This window comes from Nocardia bhagyanarayanae, assembly GCF_006716565.1.
In the GTDB taxonomy this organism is placed as follows: Bacteria; Actinomycetota; Actinomycetes; order Mycobacteriales; family Mycobacteriaceae; genus Nocardia; species Nocardia bhagyanarayanae.
On sequence record NZ_VFPG01000001.1, the window covers coordinates 3719130 to 3738934 of the forward strand.

21 protein-coding genes are annotated in these 19805 nt (G+C 70.0%); 16 read left to right on the forward strand and 5 right to left on the reverse strand.

Annotated features, from left to right (window positions below):
- The first annotated feature begins 2 nt into the window (after nucleotides 1-2).
- Nucleotides 3-983, forward strand: a complete 981-nt coding sequence (locus tag FB390_RS15775; protein WP_141809626.1) for a bifunctional riboflavin kinase/FAD synthetase — start codon at nucleotides 3-5, stop codon at nucleotides 981-983.
- Nucleotides 984-1032: 49 nt separating this feature from the next.
- Here the strand turns inward: FB390_RS15775 and FB390_RS15780 are convergent, their stop codons facing one another.
- Nucleotides 1033-1350 (reverse strand): nuclear transport factor 2 family protein, encoded by a 318-nt coding sequence (locus FB390_RS15780; RefSeq protein ID WP_221639272.1) that lies wholly within the window; start codon nucleotides 1348-1350, stop codon nucleotides 1033-1035.
- 162 nt (nucleotides 1351-1512) lie between these two features.
- Here FB390_RS15780 and rpsO point away from each other — a divergent pair, with 162 nt between their 5' ends.
- The 4 genes from rpsO (at nucleotide 1513) to FB390_RS15800 (ending at nucleotide 7460) form a co-directional block, all read left to right on the forward strand.
- The gene (gene rpsO, locus FB390_RS15785; protein WP_068062901.1) at nucleotides 1513-1782 is read left to right on the forward strand and encodes a 30S ribosomal protein S15; all 270 of its coding nucleotides are present in this window, start codon (nucleotides 1513-1515) and stop codon (nucleotides 1780-1782) included.
- Nucleotides 1783-2306: 524 nt separating this feature from the next.
- Nucleotides 2307-4577, forward strand: coding sequence for a polyribonucleotide nucleotidyltransferase (locus tag FB390_RS15790; protein ID WP_141809627.1), 2271 nt, complete (start codon nucleotides 2307-2309; stop codon nucleotides 4575-4577).
- A 95-nt stretch (nucleotides 4578-4672) separates the two neighbouring features.
- A complete protein-coding gene (locus tag FB390_RS15795; protein WP_141811806.1) occupies nucleotides 4673-5968 on the forward strand; it encodes a M16 family metallopeptidase in 1296 nt (431 codons plus the stop codon).
- A 118-nt stretch (nucleotides 5969-6086) separates the two neighbouring features.
- Nucleotides 6087-7460, forward strand: a complete 1374-nt coding sequence (locus FB390_RS15800) for a tetratricopeptide repeat protein (protein WP_141809628.1) — start codon at nucleotides 6087-6089, stop codon at nucleotides 7458-7460.
- Nucleotides 7461-7466: 6 nt separating this feature from the next.
- On the opposite strand, the gene FB390_RS15805 is transcribed toward FB390_RS15800, so the two are convergent.
- Nucleotides 7467-7805 carry an ArsR/SmtB family transcription factor gene (locus FB390_RS15805; RefSeq protein ID WP_141809629.1) on the reverse strand — a complete coding sequence of 113 codons (339 nt, stop codon included), beginning with the start codon at nucleotides 7803-7805 and terminating at the stop codon, nucleotides 7467-7469.
- A 94-nt stretch (nucleotides 7806-7899) separates the two neighbouring features.
- Between FB390_RS15805 and FB390_RS15810 the strand changes: the two genes are divergently transcribed.
- Nucleotides 7900-9129, forward strand: a complete 1230-nt coding sequence (locus tag FB390_RS15810; protein WP_246124041.1) for an MFS transporter — start codon at nucleotides 7900-7902, stop codon at nucleotides 9127-9129.
- Between the two features lie 150 nt (nucleotides 9130-9279).
- Here the strand turns inward: FB390_RS15810 and FB390_RS15815 are convergent, their stop codons facing one another.
- Nucleotides 9280-9669, reverse strand: coding sequence for a hypothetical protein (locus FB390_RS15815; RefSeq protein WP_141809630.1), 390 nt, complete (start codon nucleotides 9667-9669; stop codon nucleotides 9280-9282).
- A 101-nt stretch (nucleotides 9670-9770) separates the two neighbouring features.
- Here FB390_RS15815 and FB390_RS15820 point away from each other — a divergent pair, with 101 nt between their 5' ends.
- Nucleotides 9771-11177: a pentapeptide repeat-containing protein gene (locus FB390_RS15820; RefSeq protein ID WP_246124042.1), complete on the forward strand. Its 1407-nt coding sequence runs from the start codon at nucleotides 9771-9773 to the stop codon at nucleotides 11175-11177.
- 46 nt (nucleotides 11178-11223) lie between these two features.
- Here FB390_RS15820 and FB390_RS15825 read toward each other — a convergent pair whose 3' ends face one another.
- Nucleotides 11224-11619 (reverse strand): VOC family protein, encoded by a 396-nt coding sequence (locus FB390_RS15825; RefSeq protein WP_141811809.1) that lies wholly within the window; start codon nucleotides 11617-11619, stop codon nucleotides 11224-11226.
- 195 nt (nucleotides 11620-11814) lie between these two features.
- On the opposite strand from FB390_RS15825, the gene FB390_RS15830 reads away from it, so the two are divergent.
- Nucleotides 11815-12921, forward strand: coding sequence for a zinc-binding dehydrogenase (locus tag FB390_RS15830; RefSeq protein ID WP_141809631.1), 1107 nt, complete (start codon nucleotides 11815-11817; stop codon nucleotides 12919-12921).
- 154 nt (nucleotides 12922-13075) lie between these two features.
- Nucleotides 13076-13960: an NAD(P)-dependent oxidoreductase gene (locus tag FB390_RS15835; protein ID WP_141809632.1), complete on the forward strand. Its 885-nt coding sequence runs from the start codon at nucleotides 13076-13078 to the stop codon at nucleotides 13958-13960.
- On the opposite strand, the gene FB390_RS15840 is transcribed toward FB390_RS15835, so the two are convergent.
- Nucleotides 13941-14408 (reverse strand): MarR family winged helix-turn-helix transcriptional regulator, encoded by a 468-nt coding sequence (locus tag FB390_RS15840; RefSeq protein ID WP_221639273.1) that lies wholly within the window; start codon nucleotides 14406-14408, stop codon nucleotides 13941-13943. The two genes, FB390_RS15835 and FB390_RS15840, sit on opposite strands and share 20 nt — an antisense overlap.
- A gap of 46 nt (nucleotides 14409-14454) precedes the next feature.
- Here FB390_RS15840 and FB390_RS15845 point away from each other — a divergent pair, with 46 nt between their 5' ends.
- From FB390_RS15845 to FB390_RS15875, 7 genes are all read left to right on the forward strand, one after another.
- Nucleotides 14455-14859, forward strand: a complete 405-nt coding sequence (locus FB390_RS15845) for a MarR family winged helix-turn-helix transcriptional regulator (RefSeq protein ID WP_141809633.1) — start codon at nucleotides 14455-14457, stop codon at nucleotides 14857-14859.
- 100 nt (nucleotides 14860-14959) lie between these two features.
- Nucleotides 14960-15706, forward strand: coding sequence for a 4-hydroxy-tetrahydrodipicolinate reductase (gene dapB / locus FB390_RS15850; protein ID WP_141809634.1), 747 nt, complete (start codon nucleotides 14960-14962; stop codon nucleotides 15704-15706).
- Nucleotides 15707-15737: 31 nt separating this feature from the next.
- Nucleotides 15738-16241: a hypothetical protein gene (locus FB390_RS15855; RefSeq protein WP_185757046.1), complete on the forward strand. Its 504-nt coding sequence runs from the start codon at nucleotides 15738-15740 to the stop codon at nucleotides 16239-16241.
- Nucleotides 16242-16247: 6 nt separating this feature from the next.
- Complete coding sequence (locus FB390_RS15860; protein ID WP_141809635.1) at nucleotides 16248-16700, forward strand: flavodoxin family protein; 453 nt, start codon at nucleotides 16248-16250, stop codon at nucleotides 16698-16700.
- Nucleotides 16701-16820: 120 nt separating this feature from the next.
- Nucleotides 16821-17507, forward strand: a complete 687-nt coding sequence (locus tag FB390_RS15865; protein WP_246124043.1) for a DNA-binding response regulator — start codon at nucleotides 16821-16823, stop codon at nucleotides 17505-17507.
- Entirely contained in the window at nucleotides 17471-18793 is a 1323-nt protein-coding gene (locus tag FB390_RS15870; RefSeq protein WP_246124044.1) for a sensor histidine kinase, read from the forward strand. Before FB390_RS15865 ends, FB390_RS15870 begins: the two co-directional genes overlap by 37 nt.
- Entirely contained in the window at nucleotides 18786-19805 is a 1020-nt protein-coding gene (locus FB390_RS15875; protein WP_141809637.1) for a hypothetical protein, read from the forward strand. Before FB390_RS15870 ends, FB390_RS15875 begins: the two co-directional genes overlap by 8 nt.

The following is a 19805-nucleotide window of genomic DNA, read 5'->3' on the forward strand; positions in this document are numbered from 1 at the left end:
ACGTGCAGAGATGGCGATCCCTCGACGAGGTGCCCGCGGACTGGGGACGGTGCGTGCTCACGATCGGTGTGTTCGACGGAGTGCACCGCGGTCACGCGCAGTTGATCAGCCGGGCCGTGAAGTCCGCGGCCGCGCGCGGCGTCCCCTCGGTGTTGATGACGTTCGACCCGCACCCAATGGAGGTGGTGCGGCCCGGTTCGCACCCCGCGCAGCTGACCACGCTGACCCGGCGCGCGGAACTGGTCGAGGAACTGGGCGTCGACGTTTTCTGCGTGATGCCGTTCACCCAGGAATTCATGAAGCTCACCCCCGGCCGCTATGTGCACGACCTGCTGGTCGAGCGGCTGCACGTCGCCGAGGTCGTGGTCGGCGACAACTTCACCTTCGGCAAGAAGGCGGCGGGCACCGTCGAGACCATGCGCGAACTCGGCGAGCGCTTCGGTTTCGAGGTCGACGGCGTCAAGCTGCTCGGTGAGCACGCGGTGACGTTCTCCTCCACCTACATCAGGGCCTGCGTCGACGCGGGCGACATGGCCGCGGCCGCCGAGGCGCTCGGCCGCCCGCACCGCGTCGAGGGCGTGGTGGTGCACGGCGACGGGCGTGGCCGCGAACTCGGCTTCCCCACCGCCAACGTCGCCCCGCCCATGCACGCCGCGATTCCGGCCGACGGCGTCTACGCGGGCTGGTTCACGGTGCTCGGCCCCGGGCCGACGATCGGCACGGTGACCCCCGGCGAGCGGGCGATGGCCGCCATCTCGGTCGGCACCAATCCCACCTTCTCCGGCCGCGCCCGCACCGTCGAGGCGTACGTCATCGACGGCGAGGCCGACCTCTACGGCCAGCACGTCGCGGTCGACTTCGTGGAGCACCTGCGCGGCATGCGCAAGTTCGACACGATGCACGACCTCATCGAGGCGATGGGACGCGACGTCGAGAACGCGCGCAAGGTGCTCACCGCCGCCGATGCGGGCACCGAGTCCTGAGCTCGTCGGGCGCCGTGCCCGAAGTTCAGTCGGGCGCCATGTCCGAAGTTCAGTCGGGCACAGTGTCCGGAGCTCGGTCGAACGCCCGGTCCCCAGTGCCTCCGGGCGCGGTGTCCAGAGCACTGTCGCGCCCGGCGTCCGCATCCTCGGGCGGGACCGTCCAGCGATAGATCTGACCGTCCCGCAGTTCGTAGGAGACCGGTGGCGCGCTGGTCGGATTCGCCGCGATGTGCGCGAGGACCTTGGTGCGCCCGCGGATCGTGTCCGGGCCGTCGGTCCACCGCAGATACGGGTGCAGCAGCGGGCGCAGAGCCGCGTAGTCCTCGCGGGCAAGGGTGTCCAGCACATCGCGCACAGCGGGGTCCATGGCTCGATTGCAACACGTCGGTCCGGCGTGCGCACCGCGATTGGGTTCGCGCGAGACGCTCCGGTAGGGTGGATCCTCGGGTTTGCTGCGGTCCGCGGTGGCGCCCGCCCCGGGTAACCGGAACCTTCGAACGCGGAACTGAGAAACAGGAGTGGATGCCACGTGGCGCTGACCACCGAGCAGAAGTCGGCGATTCTCGCCGAGTACGGCCTGCACGAGAAGGACACCGGTTCGCCGGAGGCGCAGATCGCGCTGCTGTCCAAGCGGATCGCCGACATCACCGAGCACCTGAAGAAGCACAAGCACGATCACCACACCCGCCACGGCCTGATGGCGCTGATCGGTCGTCGCAAGCGCCTCTCGAAGTACCTGCAGGACAAGGACATCGAGCGTTACCGCTCGCTGATCGAGCGCCTGGGCCTGCGCAGGTGATCTCCCGCCGCGCCCACGGCGCGGCGTAATTCCCGGCTTCCGCGCCCCGCGATCCAACGACCGCGGGGCGCGGACCGCGAACGGCGCGGGACTCCATCCAACGCTCGCCGTGCTACCCGCTCGCGCGGGATGAGCCCGGTGCTCGACCGCCTCGGCGAGGCGATGGGTCCCCGCAACACGCTGCCCACAGAGGCGGTCGTCATATCGCCAACTGGGAGACGTACAATCTCCCCGTTGGCTATTTGTGTATGAGGGGTGGAGAACATCCCGTCGTACGACAACATGGACAGCCGTATGCACCCGCCCGCGTGGCGTCGGTCTTCGGTAGTGGCCTCCCGGCGCGTCGCCGGCGGGCTTCGATCGATGACCGCCTCCGCGTCGCCGCGTCCAAGGGGATTCGGCCGGGTGTGCGCGTCGCAGCCAGGAGGGTTGCCGCGCGTCCGTGCCCGGGTACGGCTGACGACAGCCGGATCGCGCGCCCACCGCGCGCTCGAGCCGGCGAGACGAGAGGTTGAGAGAAGAGAATGTCCGAAACAACTGAACGCAAGTCCTCGGCCGTAGAGGTCGAGCCGGGTGTGTTCGAGTCCGTCGCGCTGATCGACAACGGTTCCTTCGGCACCCGCACCGTGCGTTTCGAAACCGGTCGGCTGGCTCGCCAGGCCGCCGGTTCGGTCGTCGCCTACCTGGACGACGAGACCATGCTGCTGTCGGCGACCACCGCGAGCAAGTCGCCGAAGGATCAGTTCGACTTCTTCCCGCTGACGGTCGACGTCGAAGAGCGCATGTACGCCGCGGGCCGCATTCCCGGCTCGTTCTTCCGCCGCGAGGGCCGCCCGTCCACCGACGCGATCCTGACCTGCCGCCTGATCGACCGTCCGCTGCGTCCGTCGTTCGTCGACGGCCTGCGCAACGAGATCCAGGTCGTGGTCACCGTGCTGAGCCTGGACCCCAACGACCTCTACGACGTGGTGGCGATCAACGCCGCGTCCGCGTCCACCCAGTTCGCGGGCCTGCCGTTCTCCGGCCCGGTCGGCGGCGTTCGCGTCGCCCTGATCGACGGCCAGTGGGTCGCGTTCCCGACCGTGGAGCAGCTCGAGGGCGCCGTGTTCGACATGGTGGTCGCGGGTCGCGTGGTCGAGTCCGGTGACGTCGCGATCATGATGGTCGAGGCCGAGGCCACCGACAAGGTCATCGAGCTGATCGAGGGCGGCGCGCAGGCGCCGACCGAGGCCGTTGTCGCCGAGGGCTTGGAGGCCGCCAAGCCGTTCATCGCCCGCCTGTGCCGCGCGCAGGCCGACCTCGCCGAGCTGGCCGCCAAGCCGACCGAGGAGTTCCCGCTCTTCCCGCCGTACGGCCAGGACGTGTACGAGGCCGTCGAGGGCACCGCCAAGCGCGAGCTTGGCGAGGCGCTGTCCATCGCGGGCAAGCAGGAGCGCGAGGAGAAGATCGACGAGATCAAGCTCGACGTGCTCTCGCGCCTGGGCGACGACTTCGCGGGTCGCGAGAAGGAGCTGGGCGCCGCCTTCCGCTCGGTCACCAAGAAGCTGGTGCGCCAGCGCATCCTGACCGACGGCTTCCGCATCGACGGCCGCGGCCTCGCCGACATCCGCGCGCTGTCCGCCGAGGTCGCCGTGGTGCCGCGCGCGCACGGTTCGGCGCTGTTCGAGCGCGGTGAGACCCAGATCCTGGGCGTCACCACGCTGGACATGGTGAAGATGGCGCAGCAGGTCGACTCGCTCGGGCCGGAGACCTCCAAGCGCTACATGCACCACTACAACTTCCCGCCGTTCTCCACCGGTGAGACCGGTCGCGTCGGTTCGCCGAAGCGTCGCGAGATCGGCCACGGCGCGCTGGCCGAGCGGGCGCTGATCCCCGTGCTGCCCAGCCAGGAGGAGTTCCCGTACGCGATCCGTCAGGTCTCGGAGGCGTTGGGCTCCAACGGTTCCACCTCGATGGGCTCGGTGTGCGCCTCCACCCTGGCGCTGCTGAACGCCGGTGTGCCGCTGAAGGCCCCGGTCGCCGGTATCGCGATGGGTCTGGTCTCCGACACCGTCACCAACGACAAGGGCGAGGACGAGGTCCGCTACGTCGCGCTGACCGACATCCTCGGCGCCGAGGACGCGTTCGGCGACATGGACTTCAAGGTCGCGGGCACCCGTGAGTTCGTCACCGCGCTGCAGCTCGACACCAAGCTGGACGGCATCCCGTCGCAGGTGCTCGCCGGCGCGCTGAGCCAGGCGCACGACGCCCGCACCACGATCCTGGACGTGATGGCCGAGGCCATCGCCACCCCGGACGAGATGAGCCCGTACGCGCCGCGCGTCACCGCGATCAAGATCCCGGTCGACAAGATCGGCGAGGTGATCGGGCCCAAGGGCAAGGTCATCAACCAGATCACCGAGGACACCGGCGCCAACATCTCCATCGAGGACGACGGCACCGTGTTCGTCGGCGCGACCGACGGCCCGTCGGCGCAGGCCGCGATCGACGCGATCAACGCCATCGCCAACCCGCAGCTGCCGAAGGTCGGCGAGCGCTTCCTCGGCACGGTCGTCAAGACCACTGCCTTCGGCGCGTTCGTCTCGCTGCTGCCGGGTCGCGACGGTCTGGTGCACATCTCGAAGCTGGGCAACGGCAAGCGGGTCGCCAAGGTCGAGGACGTGGTGAACGTCGGCGACAAGCTGCGCGTGGAGATCGCCGACATCGACAACCGCGGCAAGATCTCGCTGATCCCGGTCGAGGAGAGCGCCGAGGAGACCGCCGGGTCGGATGCCGCCGACGCCGGAACCGAGTAGTACTTGTCGGTGTGACGAAGAAGAAGACGGAAACCCCCCTGCTCCCGACCGGGCAGGGGGGTTCGTCACTACAGCGGCGGGTGGACGAGGCGCGGATGGCGGATACCGGGGTGCGGCGCACGGTGCTACCGGGCGGACTGCGGGTGGTCACCGAGCACGTGCCGGGCGTCCGGTCGGCCTCGATCGGCGTCTGGGTGGGCGTCGGCTCGCGCGACGAAGGGCGCACGGTCGCGGGCGCGGCGCATTTCCTGGAGCATTTGCTGTTCAAGGCGACTCCGACCCGCAGCGCGCTGGACATCGCGCAGGCCATGGACGCGGTCGGCGGTGAGCTGAACGCGTTCACCGCCAAGGAGCAGACCTGCTACTACGCGCACGTGCTCGACGAGGACTTGCCGCTCGCGGTCGACATGGTCTCCGACGTCGTACTGAACGGGCTGTGCCGTTCGGTGGACGTGGACGTCGAACGGCAGGTGGTGCTCGAGGAGATCGCCATGCGCGACGACGACCCCGAGGACCTGGTCGGCGACGCGTTCCTCACCGCGCTGTTCGGCGACCATCCGATCGGCCGTCCGGTGATCGGTTCCGTGGAGTCCATAGAGGCGATGCAGGCCGGTCAGCTGCGCGGTTTCCACCTGCGCAGGTACCGGCCGGATCGGATGGTCGTCGCGGTCGCGGGCAATGTCGAGCACGACCACACGGTGGAGCTGGTGCACCGCGCGTTCGAGAGCCGCTTGGATCCGGAGGCGCAACCGGCGCCGCGCCGGGAGGGGCGGTTTCGGCCGCACGGAAACCCGGAATTGCAGTGGAGCCACCGCGACAGCGAACAGGCCCACCTCGCGTTCGGCGTCCGCGCGTTCGGCCGCCACGAGGGCGATCGCCGGTGGCCGCTGTCGGTGCTCAACACCGTCGTCGGCGGTGGGCTGAGTTCCCGTCTGTTCCAAGCCATCCGGGAGGAGCGCGGCCTGGCGTACTCGGTGTACTCCAGCGTGGACACCTTCGCCGACACCGGCGCGTTCTCGGTGTACATCGGCTGCCAGCCCGAAAACCTCGGCCAGGTGGCCGGTTTGGCGCGCGGTGTGCTCGAGGATGTCGCCGAGAACGGCATCACCGACGCCGAATGCGCCAGGGCCAAGGGCTCGCTGCGCGGCGGATTGGTGTTGGGACTGGAGGATTCGGCCTCGCGGATGAACCGGATCGGGCGCAGCGAACTGAGCTACGGCAACCACCGCAGCGTGTCCGAAACGCTGGCCCGGATCGACGCGGTCACCACCGACGAGGTCACCGCCATCGCACGCACCCTGCTCGCCCGCCCGTTCGGAGCGTCGGTCGCCGGACCCTACCGCCGCACCCGCGACCTCCCCGCCGCGGTGCGCCGCCTCGTCGACCACTGATCCCCGCCTCCGCGTAGGGATATGTGAGCGCGCGCGGGCGCCTTCTCGGATATCGGCGTGCGTGCGCTGAAGTCGAGCGGGTAGCGTGCGGTCGACGAATGCTGCGGAGGGGGAGTCGATGCGCACGGCGTGGGAGGCGGTGACGCGGGCGCGGGCCGCGCGGGAACTGGATCGGTTGCCGGAGGCACGGCGAATTCTCGGGGAGGCGTTGGCCGCGACGCCGGATGACCCGCTCTTGCTCGCGGAACTGGCCGATGTCGAGTATCGGCTGGACGATCACGTCGCGGCGCTGCGTCATGCGCGGGCGGCGATCGCGGCGAACCCGGACCGGGTCGATCCCTACCTGACGGCCGCCTTGGTGCACCACTACGAAGACGAGCGGGACGAGGCGTTGCGGTACGCGCGCGCCGCGGTGGGACGCGTGCCGCACGACGTCGGCGCGCTGCTCGTCCTCGCCCGGGTCGTCGTCGGTGGGCCGATGACGGACTCGATGCGCGCCGAGGCTCGCACGGCGTTGGAGAGCGCGTGTGGATACGCGCCGCAGGACGCGGACGTCCTCGCCCATGCCGCCGAAAGCTATCGGAAGCTGCCGGATTCGGCCGAGGCGCGCCGTCACGTGGAGCGGGGCCTCGCCGAGAACCCCGCGCACGTCGGTCTGCTGGCACTGCGCGCCCGGCTGGAGTTCGAGGACTTCTCCACCCGAGACAAGGCGGTGGCGACGCTACGCGGCCTGCTCGGCGCCAGCCCGAACCACGCACCCGCGCGGCGGCTCCTCGCCGAGATCATGTGGCGGGCGCTGCTGCGGCTGGCGGTCTGGGTGTGGTTCTTCGCGTGTGCCGTCACCGCGCTGGCGATGTGGGCCGGTCCGGGCGTGCTGCGATTCGTGACACCGGTGCTGTTCGTGATCGTGCTCGTCGCGTGGATCCGGGTGTTCCGCCACCTGCGCAAGCAGCTGCCGCCGCGTTATCTGCGAGAACGGTTGCTGCGCCGCCCCGAAGCGCTGCTCGGGTTGGGTGTGTTGTTCTTCGCGAGCCTGTTGGCGGATCTCGGCGCGGTGGCGTTGCGGTCGGTGGCGGGGGTGGGCTACGCGCTGCTGATCGCCGGGGTGTTCGGGGCGAGTCTGGCGCATCTGATGCTGTTCGCGGGGTGGCTGCGCCGCTTCCGCGACGAGACCGATCGCGACGCCGCGGACAGTTATGCCCTGTTCACCGTCATCGCGGTGCTGGGCTTCGGATTCGTGGTGCTCGGCGTGCTCGGGGTACTGCGGTCGTGGGCGCGCGCGCCGGAGGCCTATCCGGTGCTCGCGGGGCTGCTCGGCATCGTGGTGGTGACGTTGCTGGCGGAGTTGCTGATCGTCTTCCTGGCGGGGCCGAGGGAATGGCGGCGGCCGGTGGTCTATTGCGCCGTGCTGCTGACCTTGCTGGCCCTCGCCGTACTGGGGACCCGGTGGAGTTTCCTGTGGATGGCGGCCGAGACGTTCACCGGCCCCTGAGCCAAGTCAGCGTACGTCGGCGGTCGCGCCGTCGTGCTCTCGGTTCGCGGCGTCCACGACCACGTCCAGCAGTCCGGGAAGCGCGGCGTCGAGATCTTCGGCGCGTAGCCGCTGACAGGTCTGACCGTCGACGACCAGCCGCTCGATGACGCCCGCCTCGCGCAGGATCTTGAAGTGGTGGGTCGCGGTCGATTTGTTGATCACGTCGTAGAGCGCGCCGCAGCGCACGGCGGTACCGGCGTTCCGCAGTCGGCGCACCATCTCCAGGCGCACCGGGTCCTGCAAGGCGCCGAGCACGGTGGGCAGCGGTGCGATGGGCGGAGCGGCTTCGGTGGCATCGGTCATGATCTACCTCACTCGGGGGTTTGATGATCATCGAACCGGGTTGTATGGTCGATGGAGTTCGATCAATATCAAACTTACCTGATCGGGGTTATCGATGGCAGCGACAATGGCAGTGGCCGCCGACGAACAGACCACCCAACGCTGGGCCTACGCGCTGGTGCTGGTCGCCAGCGGCGTGGCGCTCGGCGTGTCGGGCGTGCCCGCGCCGCTGTACGGCATCTATGAAACGCAGTGGCACCTCTCGCCGCTGACCACCACCATCGTCTTCGCCGTGTACGCCGTCGCCGCGCTCGGCGCGGTGCTGGTATCCGGTCGCATCTCCGATGTGGTGGGCCGAAAGCCGGTGCTGCTCGGCGCTTTCGCCACAATGATCGCGGGGCTGGTGGTGTTCGTGCTCGCCGACTCGGTCCCGATGTTGTTGCTGGCCAGGGCCTTGCACGGTATGGCCGTCGGCTCCACCGTCGTGGCGGGCGCCGCCGCGCTGCTCGACCTGCGTCCGCACCGCGGCGCGCGGTCCGGGCAGCTCAGCGGCGTCGCCTTCAATGTCGGTATGGCCGTGGCGATTCTGGGTTCGGCGCTGCTCGCCCAGTACGCGCCGCACCCCTTGCGCACGCCCTACGTCGTCATCACGGTCGTCTGCTTGGCGATCGCCGCGGGCGTGCTCGCCCTGCGCGAACCGCACGGCGCCAGGCAAGCCGGACGCATCCGCATCGCCAAACCAGCCGTGCCGCAAGAGATCCGTGCGGACTTCTGGTTCTCCGCGATCGGCGTGATGGCCGCCTGGTCGGTGCTCGGCGTGCTGCTCTCGCTGTACCCGTCGCTGGCCGCGCAGCAGACCGGCATCCACAACCTGGTCTTCGGCGGCGCGGTCGTCGCCTCGACCGCCCTCTCCGGCGCGACCGCCCAGCTGTTCGCGACCGGCATCCCAGCCCGCAGGGCCGCCGTCCTCGGCGACACCGGCATGGCGCTGGCCCTGCTGCTCACGGTGCCCGCACTGGCCACCCACAACTGGGCCGCCGTGCTCGGCGCAGGCATCGCCCTCGGCGCCACCTTCGGCCTCGGCTTCGGCGGATCGCTACGCCATCTGTCCAATGTGGTGCCACACCACAAGCGCGGGGAAACGATGTCGGCGTACTACCTGCTGGCCTATTCGGCGATGGCGTTGCCAACGATTCTGGCCGGGTGGGCTGCGACGACCTGGGGCTTGAAGACGGTGTTCCCGTGGTTCGTGGGTGTGGTCGCGGTGGCGTGTCTGGTCGCGGCGGGATTGGGAGTGCGCGGAAGTCGCGAGGAAGCGATCGAGGCCGACGCCCTCTCGAAGTAGAACGCGCCGTCCCAGCTTCAGCCTCGATCGGCGCTCCGAAAATCGACGGTAGTCGAATGGTTGCTAGTTGATCTTGCAAAGCCACCATATGACTACCGTCGAAACCAAGTCTCTATCGACGGTAGTCAAATGGTGGTTTCGGCCTCGACATCAGTCCTCGACAGGCGTCTCGTGCACCGTCAGCCATCGATAACCGAGTTCGAACCCCTCCACAGCACTCAACACAGCGGTCACCCGCCGCGCAGACGTCTCGTCTTCGGTGAGATGCCGCTCCAAGAACCGCACCACCACGTTCTCGCCGAACCGCGCCAACTCGGTAATCTCGGAAATCTCGATCCGCAACCCCGGCCGCGCGTTTCGCGCTTCCCGCAACCCGGCCAGCAGGGCGTCACGCTCGAGAACCGCGCCGGAAATGCCGACCATGGAGAACTGCTCGTGCTGCGCCGCGGCGAATCGCTCGAAGACCTCGAACGGTGCCGGCGAGCCCAGCCAAGCGGCGAGGTCGGCGTGCAGCGATTCGATCGAGCCCTTGATGTCCATGGCGGCATCATACGAAAACCGCTGGCTCGCAGAGCTTTCGCATGCTGTGCCGAAACCCCGTCCGCTGCGCTGCGCACCGCGATCGGGCTACCATGCAGCTCATGCGATGGTGGGGGAGGTTGGGGCGCAGGTTGCGCCGTGCGGCGTTGTTGTTCGCGGTGCTCACCGCGGTGGTCGGTGGCTTGGCAGTCGCCGGGTCGACCTGGTGGTTGTTGTGGTTGGGGCTCGGCGCCAAGGCCGAGACGCCGAATCAACTGGATCTCACCAAGATCGCGCTCTCGGTGACGGCGGGCGTCGGCGGCGCGGTGGCGTTGGTCGTGGCATACCGGCGGCAGCGAGATCTGGAGCGCGGCCGGTTCGCCGAGTTGTTCGGGGCGGCGGCGCGGCAGTTGGGTGACGAGGATCCGGCCGTGCGGCTCGCCGGTGTCTACGCGATGGCCGGTGTCGCGGACGAGTTCTCGGCTCCCGTGCGGCGGCAGCAGTGCGTCGACGTGCTGTGCGGGTACCTGCGCCTGCCCTACGAACCGGACGACGGAGCCAACCATCTGATCTCGCGCGCCGAGACCGCGCAGGAATCGGGCCGCGAGGTCGAACGCGTCTACCGGCTGCGGCACAACGATCGTGAGGTGCGTCGCACGATCGTCCGCGTGATCGCCGACCATCTGCGGCCGTACGGCGAAGCATCGTGGTCACGCTGCGATTTCGACTTCACCGGCGCGGTTCTGGAGAACGCCGACTTCGAGGCGACCGAATTCGCGGGGCGTCTGACCACCTTCACCGGGGTGCGTTTCGTCGGCGACCGCGCAGCCGATTTCAACCGGGCCCGCTTCACCGGCCAACACGTGACCTTCCGTGACGCCGTCTTCACCGCTCCGATCACGCACTTCGGAAACGCCGAGTTCCGCACGGCGCGAACCACCTTCGACGGAGTGACATTCAAGAGCCCGCAGACCCGATTCGACGAGGCGAAATTCACGGGTGCGCACAGCGGCTTCATCGGCACACGATTCCTCGGTGCCCGAACATCTTGGCGGGCAGCGGCTTTCCAGACCGAGCGGACATCCTTCGCGCAGGCGACCCTGGACGGCGAACACGTCTCCTTCGAGCAGGCGGTCTTCTCCGGCCAACACCTCGCGTTCACCGCGGCACAGCTCTACGCCACGACCGTCAGCTTCGAGGAAGCCAAGCTGGGCGCCGCCCCGCGTCTGCGCTTCCGCGGCACCCGCGACATCGACTTCGTCGGAACGGAATTCCACGGAGCGGTGAGCTTCGCCCGCAGCACCATCGCCGGACGCGCCGCCGACTTCCGCGAGGGCGACTTCTTCGGCGAGATCTCCTTCGCCGGGACCCGCTTCACCGCGGGGGAAACCGATTTCGACCGGCCGAAGGCGTGGGTGGGCGTGCGTTTCGATTGGGACGACAATCCCATCGCGAAACCGACCTCCGTCAAGCCGAATCCGTGGCCGCCGGTCCCCGAGTCCGCGCCCGCGCCCGCGCCGAGCATCTAGCGGTGCGGGCGGCACCCGAATGGATACCGCCCGCCGCTATCCGCCGCTACTCCGGCCAACCGCCGTACGGAACGGTGATCAACTCCATGTAGTGACCGCTCGGGTCGAGGAAGTAGACCCCGCGCCCGCCGTCGTTGTGATTGATCTGGCCGGGCGCCTGCTGGCGCGGATCGGCCCAGTGCTCCAGCCCGTAGCGCTGGATCTTGGCGTAGGCCGCGTCGAACTCGGCCTCGGAGACCAGGAAGGCGTAATGCTGGGGTTGGATCTCGGGGGCCTCGCCCGGCACGGCCGCGAAGTCGAAACTGACGCCGTTGCTCATCGGAAGCTCGATGAACGGACCCCACTCCTTGCCTACTTCCAGGCCCAGGATGTCGGCCCAGAATTCCGCGGAAACTCGATTGTCGCGGCAGCCGACGATGGTGTGGTTGAACTGAATGGACAGTGGATTTCTCCTCGAATCGTGACGGTCCCGACCCTGGGCTCGGTACAAGGCGGCCTACAGGAGCACCGTCACGTCGATCGACGATAGCGGTCGTTCCCAGGTCTCGCCAACCCCCGGCTACCGGGGGCTCGTCGCGCCGCCCGAGTTTCGGCGGTGTCGGCTCCGCTCGACGCCGTGCCCGGTAGCGTCGCAGCCATGAAGATTCGTGGAGCGGTCCTGGAGCGGATCGCGGCGCCGGTACCGTTCGCCGAGTCGGCGCCGATCAACGTCTGTGAGCTGGAGCTCGGCGAACCCGGTCCGGGCGAACTTCTGGTGCGGATCGAGGCCGCCGGGCTGTGCCATTCGGACCTCTCGGTCGTGGACGGCAACCGGGTGCGGCCGGTGCCCATGCTGCTCGGCCACGAGGCGGCGGGCCGCGTCGAAGCGGTCGGTCCCGGCGACGGCGATATCGCGGTCGGACAGCGCGTGGTGATGACCTTCCTGCCGCGCTGCGGCGAGTGCGCGGGCTGCGCGAGCGAGGGCCGCACGCCGTGCGTGCCGGGCAGCGCGGCCAACAACGCCGGTGAACTGCTCAACGGCGGCCGGCGGCTGCGGCGCGAGGGCGCGGAGGTACACCACCACCTCGGCGTCTCGGCGTTCGCGACGCACGCCGTGGTGGACCGTCGTTCGGTGGTCCCGGTCGACGACGACGTGCCGCCGGAGGTCGCGGCCGTGCTCGGCTGCGCGGTGCTCACCGGTGGTGGCGCACTGTTGAATTCGGCGCGTCCGGGGCCCGCGGACCGGATCATGGTGGTCGGCCTCGGCGGTGTGGGCATGGCGGCGGTGCTCGTGGCGGTCTCGCTGGGGGCGAAAGAGGTGATCGCCGTCGACACCGTTCCCGAAAAACTCGCGCTGGCAAAGGATCTCGGCGTCACCGCCGTGTACACCCCGGCCGAAGCCGCCGAACAGGGCGTGCAGGCCGAGGTCGTGATCGAGGCCGCGGGCAATGTGCGCGCGTTCGAGACCGCGGTCGCTGCGACCGCGGCGGGCGGCACCACCGTCACCGTCGGCCTGCCCGCCCCCGACGCCCGCGCGAGCATCTCCCCCCTGGCCCTGGTGGCGCAGGGCCGCTCCATCGTCGGCAGCTACCTCGGCTCCGCGGTGCCCTCGCGCGACATCCCGGAGTACGTGCGGATGTGGCGGGAAGGCCGGCTTCCGGTGGAGCGGCTGGTGTCGGCGCACATCGGGTTGGACGAGATCAACCGGGCCATGGACGAACTCGCGGCCGGGCACGCGCTGCGGCAGGTGATCGTCTTCGACTGATCGGTGACGGTCGTCACCACCTCGTCGCCGGTAGCTCGTTCCTTACCCGGACGTGCGTATTCGACCGAAAAGTAGGTACTTGTCGGCCATCGCCGCCTGACGCAGACTCGCCTTCACAAGCCCCGCACGGGGACGAAACCGCTTGGGAGGCAAGATGACCGACGAGACACGCGGGCCCGTGACCGTGCTGGGTCTGGGTTCGATGGGCAGTGCGGTGGCCGCGGCGTTCGTCGCGGCCGGGCACCCGACCACCGTGTGGAACCGCACCCCCGGCAAGGCCGCGCCGCTGGTGGCGCTGGGCGCGAGGCACGCGGCGACGATCGACGAGGCGGTCGCGGCGAGCCCGTTGATCGTCTCGGTGCTCACCGGATTCGAGGCCACCCTGGACGCGCTCGCCCCGGCGGAAGCGGCGCTGGCCGGACGCGCCCTGATCACACTGAACAGCGGCGCACCGGCGGGCGCGCGGGATGTCGCCGAGTGGGCCGCCGCGCACGGTGCGCGGTTCCTCGGCGGCGCGATCAAGAACGTGCCCGCGGCCGTCGGCGGCGCCGACACGCTGCTGTACTACGGCGGCGATCGCGGCGTGTACGACGAATACTGTTCCACCCTGGGCGTTCTCGGTGGGGAGAACGTTCACCTCGGTGACGAACCCGATCTCGCCGCGCTGTACGAGGCGGCCGTCGGCGCGACCCTGTTGCCTGCCCTGCTCGGATTCTTCGAGGGCGCGGCCGTGCTCGCGTCGCGCGGTATCGAGGCCCGCGCGATGGTGCCGTATTCGGCCAAGTGGCTGCGGATGATCGAGTCGCTGCTGCCGTTGCTCGCCGAGGAGATCGACACCGGCGACTACACGAAGCTGGGTTCGTCGGTCGGGCTGTTCCACGACGCCATCGACGGCGACGTGCGGGTCGGCGTCGAAGCGGGCGTCGACATGTCGTGGCATGCGCCGATGGCGGACCTGCTGCGCCGCGCGATCGCGCGCGGGCATCGCGAACACAGCGTGACGGCGCTGATCGAGGTGCTCAAGACTCCGGCGGCGTAGCCTCCGCGGCGTCCATCGCGTCCACGAAACGGCCGAGCAGCCTGGCGAATTCGGCGCGTTCGCGCTCGGTCCAGTCGGCCATGGCGGCCGCGGTCGCCGTCGCGCGACGGCGACGGGCGTCGGCGAGGATCCGGTCGCCGAGCGCGGTCGGCCGCAGCACCGCCTTGCGGCCGTCGCGCTGGTCGGCGACTCGCTGCAGCCAGCCCTCCGAAACGGCCTGGGCGGCAAGCCGGCTCGCGCGCGGCTGATCGACGCCTAGAGCCGGGGCCAGCGCTCCGACGGTGGCGTCTTCGAGGGTCGACACGGCCTCGAGGACGCGGAAAACCGCAGGGGGAACGCGGTTCTCGCCCGCCAGCGCACCGCGGGTCTGCCTGCGCCGGACCCGGACCATAGCGGCCGCGACCGTCTCGGTGTACGCGTCGAGCTCTTCCATCGGATCCATCTCCATGTCAAACTACATATAAATGTAATCCTACATGCATGTGGAGGGCTCGATGGCCGAGCGCAGAATCGGATATCTGCTGAAGGAACTCGACCGCCTCATCGAAGCGCGATTCGACGACGACTTGGCGGCGGGCGGTCTCAGCCGACGGCATTGGCAGCTGCTGCATTCGTTGTCCGAGGGGCCGCGCTCGGCTGAGGAGTTGCGCGAGGCGCTGTCGCCGTTCTGGAAAACCGAGGGGGAGTGGGGGATCGAGATCGATCGCTTGGCGTCGGCCGGGCTGATCGCGGCGGACGCCGACACGCTCGTCCTCACCGCCGCGGGCCGGGCCGCCCACGACGAAACCTTCGTCCGCATCGCCGAACGTCGCCGCACGATGGCGCGCGGCGTCGAACCGGAGCAGTTCGAGACCACGCTCCTCGCCTTGCGGCGGATGATCGGCAACCTTTCGGCGTGAGCGAGGCAACCTGCCGCAACTCCACCCGGACGCCCGGCGCAGCTCGCCAACCGCACCCCTCGATAGGCTTGCCGCAACACCAGCGGAACGAGGAGGTGCGGTGACCATTCGGGTCGGAGTGCTCGGAGCACGCGGGAAAGTCGGTCAGGCGATCTGCGCGGCGGTGCAGGCGGCGGACGACCTGGAACTGGTCGCGGAGGTCGACAAGGGTGACGCGCTGGAGACGTTCGTCGAGAGCGGCACCCAGGTCGTCGTCGACTTCACGCACCCCGACGTGGTGATGGGCAACCTGAAGTTCCTGGTGGAGCACGGCATTCACGCGGTCGTCGGCACCACCGGCTTCGACGACGCGCGGCTGGCCGAGGTGCGTGCGTGGCTGGCCGAGCGGCCCGAGACCGGCGTACTGATCGCTCCCAACTTCGCCATCGGCGCGGTGCTGTCCATGCGCTTCGCCGAGCAGGCCGCGCGGTTCTTCGAATCCGTCGAGGTCATCGAGCTGCACCATCCGAACAAGGCCGACGCGCCGTCCGGCACCGCCTACCGGACCGCAGGGCTGATCGCCGAGGCCAGGGAGCGCGCGGGCGTCGGCCGCAGCCCCGACGCGACCACCACCGAACTGGAGGGAGCCCGCGGCGCCGACGTCGACGGCGTGCGAGTGCACTCGGTGCGGCTGGCCGGACTCGTCGCGCACCAGGAGGTGCTCTTCGGCACTCAGGGCGAGACGCTGACCATCCGGCACGACTCGATCGACCGCTCCTCCTTCGCCCCGGGCGTGCTGCTCGGCGTCCGGGAGATCGCCGGTCGGCCGGGCCTGACCGTCGGGCTCGATCCGTTCCTGGACCTGTGAACGCCGAGCACCGGACCGCGAAGGCGCGCCCGTGAACGCCGAACCGCAGGCGAATGCCGGACGGGGTGAGATCTTCCGTGTCGTGGGTCTCATCGCGGCGCTCGTCTTCGCCTTGGGGTTCTACTTCCTGTTGCTCGGCCGAATCGCGTTCGCGCTGATCGGTTCCGGCGAGGCGGCCGGGATCGCGTTGGGCGTCGGCGTGCTGCTGCTGCCGATTCTCGGTGTGTGGGTCACGGCCGCGACCGTCCGCGCGGCGCTGGCCCACCAGCACCTGGCCCGCCGCATCCATGAGGAGGGCCTGGAACTGGACACGTCCACGCTGGCGCGGCGACCGTCCGGCCGCATCGAGCGCGGCGCGGCCGACGAACTGTTCGAGCAGGTGAAGCGGGAATGGGAGGCCGACCCGGACAACTGGCGGGTCTCCTACCGCCTGGCCCGCGCCTACGACTACGCGGGCGACCGCACCAGGGCCCGCGAGACCATGCGCCGCGCGGTGGCGCTGGAGAAACTGGAACGCGAGCAGCGCGAAGGGTAGCGAAACGTGGCCCGACTGTTGATCATTCACCACACGCCGTCGCCGCACATGCAGGCGATGTTCGAGGCGGTGGTGTCCGGCGCGACCGATCCGGAGATCGAGGGCGTCGAAGTGGTGCGCCGCGCCGCGCTGGCCGTCACCGCGCCCGACGTGCTCGAAGCCGACGGCTACCTGCTCGGCAGCCCGGCGAATCTCGGCTACATGTCGGGTGCGCTCAAGCACGCGTTCGACACGTTCTACTACCCGTGCCTGGATTCCACGAAGGGGCGCCCGTTCGGCCTGTACCTGCACGGCAACGAGGGCACCGAGGGCGCCGAGCGCGGGGTCGACCGCGTGACCACCGGCCTCGGCTGGGTGAAGGTGGTCGCGCCGGTGATCGTCTCGGGGCCGCCGTCGAAAGCGGACATCGAGCGCTGCTGGGAGTTGGGGGCGACCGTCGCGGCACAGCTGATGGGCTGACATTTGGAGTCGGCCCCGATTTTTGGTGTCTGACCACCGGGCACGCGCGGCGGTCATACTGCGTGGTGACGGTGTAGCGGGGGGACTGTGGGCGAGTTGCTCGGGATGGGAGTGTCGAGGGTGACGTGGGCCGATGGCGGCGAGCGAGCGGTGCGACGGATAGGGCTGGTCGAAGACCACGAATCGGTCGCGATCGGTCTCGCCGCGATGCTTGCGCCGGAACCTGACCTCGATCTGGTGTTCACGGCCGGAACGGTGCCGGAGCTGCTCGCGGCGGCCGGACCGGCGCCTGCGCTGGATTTGGTGGTGCTGGATCTGCGCCTCGCCGACGGGTCCGCGCCGGAGGACAACGTGCGCGCGTTGCGCGAACGCGGTATCGAGGTGCTCGTGTTCACCGGTGCCGACAACGCCTTCCTGGTCCGTTCCGCGGCCCGCGCGGGGGTGCTCGGCGTGGTGCGCAAGTCCGAGGACGTCCCGACGGTCGTGGCGGCCGTGCGGCGCGCCGCCTCGGGTCAGCAGGTCGTCACCACCGACTGGGCCGCCGCCATCGACGGCGACCCGCAACTCTCCGACGTGGGCCTGAGCCCCCGCCAGGAGGAAGTGCTCACCCTGTACGCCTCGGGCGAGAAGGCCTCCCGCGTCGCGCGCCTGACCGGCCTGTCCGAGCAGACCGTCAACGACTACCTCGGCCGCATCCGCCAGAAGTACGCCGACGCGGGCCGTCCCGCCCCCACCAAGACCGACCTCTACAAGCGCGCCGTGGAGGACGGATGGCTACCGGTTCCCGAGCGGCATCCGCGCGGATGATCCCGTCCAGCGCGCTGGACACCGCATCGACCGCACTCGAACCCGGACCCGGCTCGACGCCGGCGTGCCGGTGGCGTCGATTGCTGCGTGCGGTGGGCGGAAACGACATCGACGAGGCCGCCTCGGACCGCATCCTGCGCAGGCTCGGACTGACCTTCGGCATCGCCGGGATGATCGCCGCGGTGGTCGAACTGCCGGAGATCGCCGATCAGAGTCGCTTCGCGCCGTTCGGCTGGACCGTGCTCGCCTTCGTGCTGGCCTTCGGATTGTTCCCGGTGCTCGCCGTCGTGTCGGTCGGCATGAGCAGGTACGTCATCCAGTCCGTCGCGGGCGCCGCGGCGATCAGCTACGTCGTCGCGATGGCGCTGATCCCGTTCGCCTACCGCCAGCCGGCGACCGACGCCACCTCGGTGTGGCTGTACCGCGTGTTCGCGCTCGGCGTGCTCGCGGCGGCGCTGGCGTGGCGGCCGCTGGTCGCGGTGGGGTATCTGATCGTCGGCGGCGCGGTGGCGGCTGTCGCCAACAAGTACGTGGTGCCGGACGGATCGGCCTTGGCACTGCTCGGTGATTTCGCGCGATCGGTCGGGTTGTGCGCGCTGTTCCTGTGGTGCGCGGTCTACGCCAGGGCGGCGGCGGCTCGCGTCGACCGGGAGTCGGCGATCGCGAGCAGCCGTGCCGCGGCCGTGGCGGGCGCCGCGGCGCGGGACCGGGAGCGAGCCCGTTTCGCGGCGCTGATCCACGACGCGGTGCTCTCCACGCTGCTGGACGCCTCGCGCACCGGCACCGATTCGCCGGTGCTGCGCAAGCAAGCCGAGCGCACACTCGCCCAGCTCGACCAATTGCGCGGCGGCGAGACCGAACCCGACCGGCTGAACGCGCAGGGCGCGGTCGGTTTCCTGCGCGCGGCGGTGCACGAGGTCAATCCGGGCATCGCGTTCACTGCGCGGCGTTGGTCCGGAGTGGACGACCTGCGGCTGCCGGTGGACGCGGCGGGAACCATCGCCGCGGCGCTGACCGAGGCGGTGCGCAACAGTCTGCGACACGGCACAGTGCCGGGACGCGCGGTGCAGCGCACCGTCACGGTCACGGTGAGCGCGGGCGGTATCCGCGTGGTCTTCCGCGACGACGGCGCGGGTTTCGACCCGGGCACGGTGCCCGCGGACCGGCTCGGCATCTCGGTGAGCATCCTCGGTCGCATGCGGCAGCTGCCGGGCGGCGCGGCGTTCGTCGAATCGCAGCCGGGGGAGGGCACGTCGGTGACGCTGGTGTGGGGTAGCGATGGTTGACGCCGATGCCGCCTTCGGACTGCGCGATCTGCTCGGCCTGCGCGACGCGGCGGCCTGGCTGTTCCTGCTCATCCTCGAGGTGACCATCGTCCTGTACATGGTCCGCAACTTCTCCGACGCGTCGCCGTTCGCCGCCGTCACGGGGCTGATACTGCTCGCGGTGGCGGGCATCCTGGTGCTGGTCATACCCGTGGATCCCTTGCCCTGGCCGGCAACGGTTTTCGTGGCCGCCTCCGGGCCGGTGGCGACCGCGTTGACCACCCTGCACATCGAGCAGGGCTGGTCGAAGCCGGTGTGGTCGGCGTTCGCCTCCTCGTACGTGCTCGCGGTGCTCGTGTTGCGCGGCAGGCTCGGGGCCGCATGGCTGGGTGTCGCGGGCGTGGCCGCGGTGGTCGCGGCCGTCGGCGCCACGGCCGGGCTGCGCGGCGGGTTCATCGCCGGGACCGTGGTGCCGATCGCGACGGTCGCCTCGGTCTCGGTGTGCGCCGCGATCATGCGGCCCACCCAGCGCTCACTGCGTCTGCTGCGCGAGGAGGCGACCATGCGCGCGGCGGCCGAAGCCACCATGGCCGCGGAGAACGGTGAACGCGATCGGCAGCTGGCCAGGCTGGACAAGGTGGCGCGGCCGATCCTGGAGCGCATCGCCGACGGCATCGAGCTCACCGCCGCCGAGCGCGAACAGTGCCGGCTGCTGGAAGCCGAACTGCGCGACGGACTGCGCGCGCCCCAGCTGGTCACCGACGAACTCAGCAGCGCAGCACGCGGCGCCCGATCCCGCGGCGTCGAGGTGGTGCTGCTGGACGACGGTGGTTTCGCCGGCGTGCCGCGCTGGGTGCGGCAACGGGTGATCGACGCGGCGACCAAGGAATTGGACGCGGCGAACGCGGGCACGGTCACCGTCCGCGTGCTGCCGATGGGCCGCCGCATCCTCGCGACGGTGCTCGCCAACGCCCCCGACACCGCCCGCCGCACCGAGATCGACGCGGCGGGCGAGGTCACCGTCACCACCTGA

Excerpts from the sequence above, each read along its gene's own strand:
- FB390_RS15780 (WP_221639272.1), bottom strand. The coding sequence starts at position 1,350 with ATGGACCCCGCTGTGCGCGATGTGCTGGACACCCTTGCCCGCGAGGAC.
- FB390_RS15790 (WP_141809627.1), top strand. The coding sequence starts at position 2,307 with ATGTCCGAAACAACTGAACGCAAGTCCTCGGCCGTAGAGGTCGAGCCG.
- FB390_RS15795 (WP_141811806.1), top strand. The coding sequence starts at position 4,673 with ATGGCGGATACCGGGGTGCGGCGCACGGTGCTACCGGGCGGACTGCGG.
- FB390_RS15800 (WP_141809628.1), top strand. The coding sequence starts at position 6,087 with ATGCGCACGGCGTGGGAGGCGGTGACGCGGGCGCGGGCCGCGCGGGAA.
- FB390_RS15805 (WP_141809629.1), bottom strand. The coding sequence starts at position 7,805 with ATGACCGATGCCACCGAAGCCGCTCCGCCCATCGCACCGCTGCCCACC.
- FB390_RS15810 (WP_246124041.1), top strand. The coding sequence starts at position 7,900 with ATGGCAGCGACAATGGCAGTGGCCGCCGACGAACAGACCACCCAACGC.
- FB390_RS15815 (WP_141809630.1), bottom strand. The coding sequence starts at position 9,669 with ATGGACATCAAGGGCTCGATCGAATCGCTGCACGCCGACCTCGCCGCT.
- FB390_RS15820 (WP_246124042.1), top strand. The coding sequence starts at position 9,771 with ATGCGATGGTGGGGGAGGTTGGGGCGCAGGTTGCGCCGTGCGGCGTTG.
- FB390_RS15830 (WP_141809631.1), top strand. The coding sequence starts at position 11,815 with ATGAAGATTCGTGGAGCGGTCCTGGAGCGGATCGCGGCGCCGGTACCG.
- FB390_RS15835 (WP_141809632.1), top strand. The coding sequence starts at position 13,076 with ATGACCGACGAGACACGCGGGCCCGTGACCGTGCTGGGTCTGGGTTCG.
- FB390_RS15840 (WP_221639273.1), bottom strand. The coding sequence starts at position 14,408 with ATGGAGATGGATCCGATGGAAGAGCTCGACGCGTACACCGAGACGGTC.
- FB390_RS15845 (WP_141809633.1), top strand. The coding sequence starts at position 14,455 with ATGGCCGAGCGCAGAATCGGATATCTGCTGAAGGAACTCGACCGCCTC.
- FB390_RS15870 (WP_246124044.1), top strand. The coding sequence starts at position 17,471 with ATGGCTACCGGTTCCCGAGCGGCATCCGCGCGGATGATCCCGTCCAGC.
- FB390_RS15875 (WP_141809637.1), top strand. The coding sequence starts at position 18,786 with ATGGTTGACGCCGATGCCGCCTTCGGACTGCGCGATCTGCTCGGCCTG.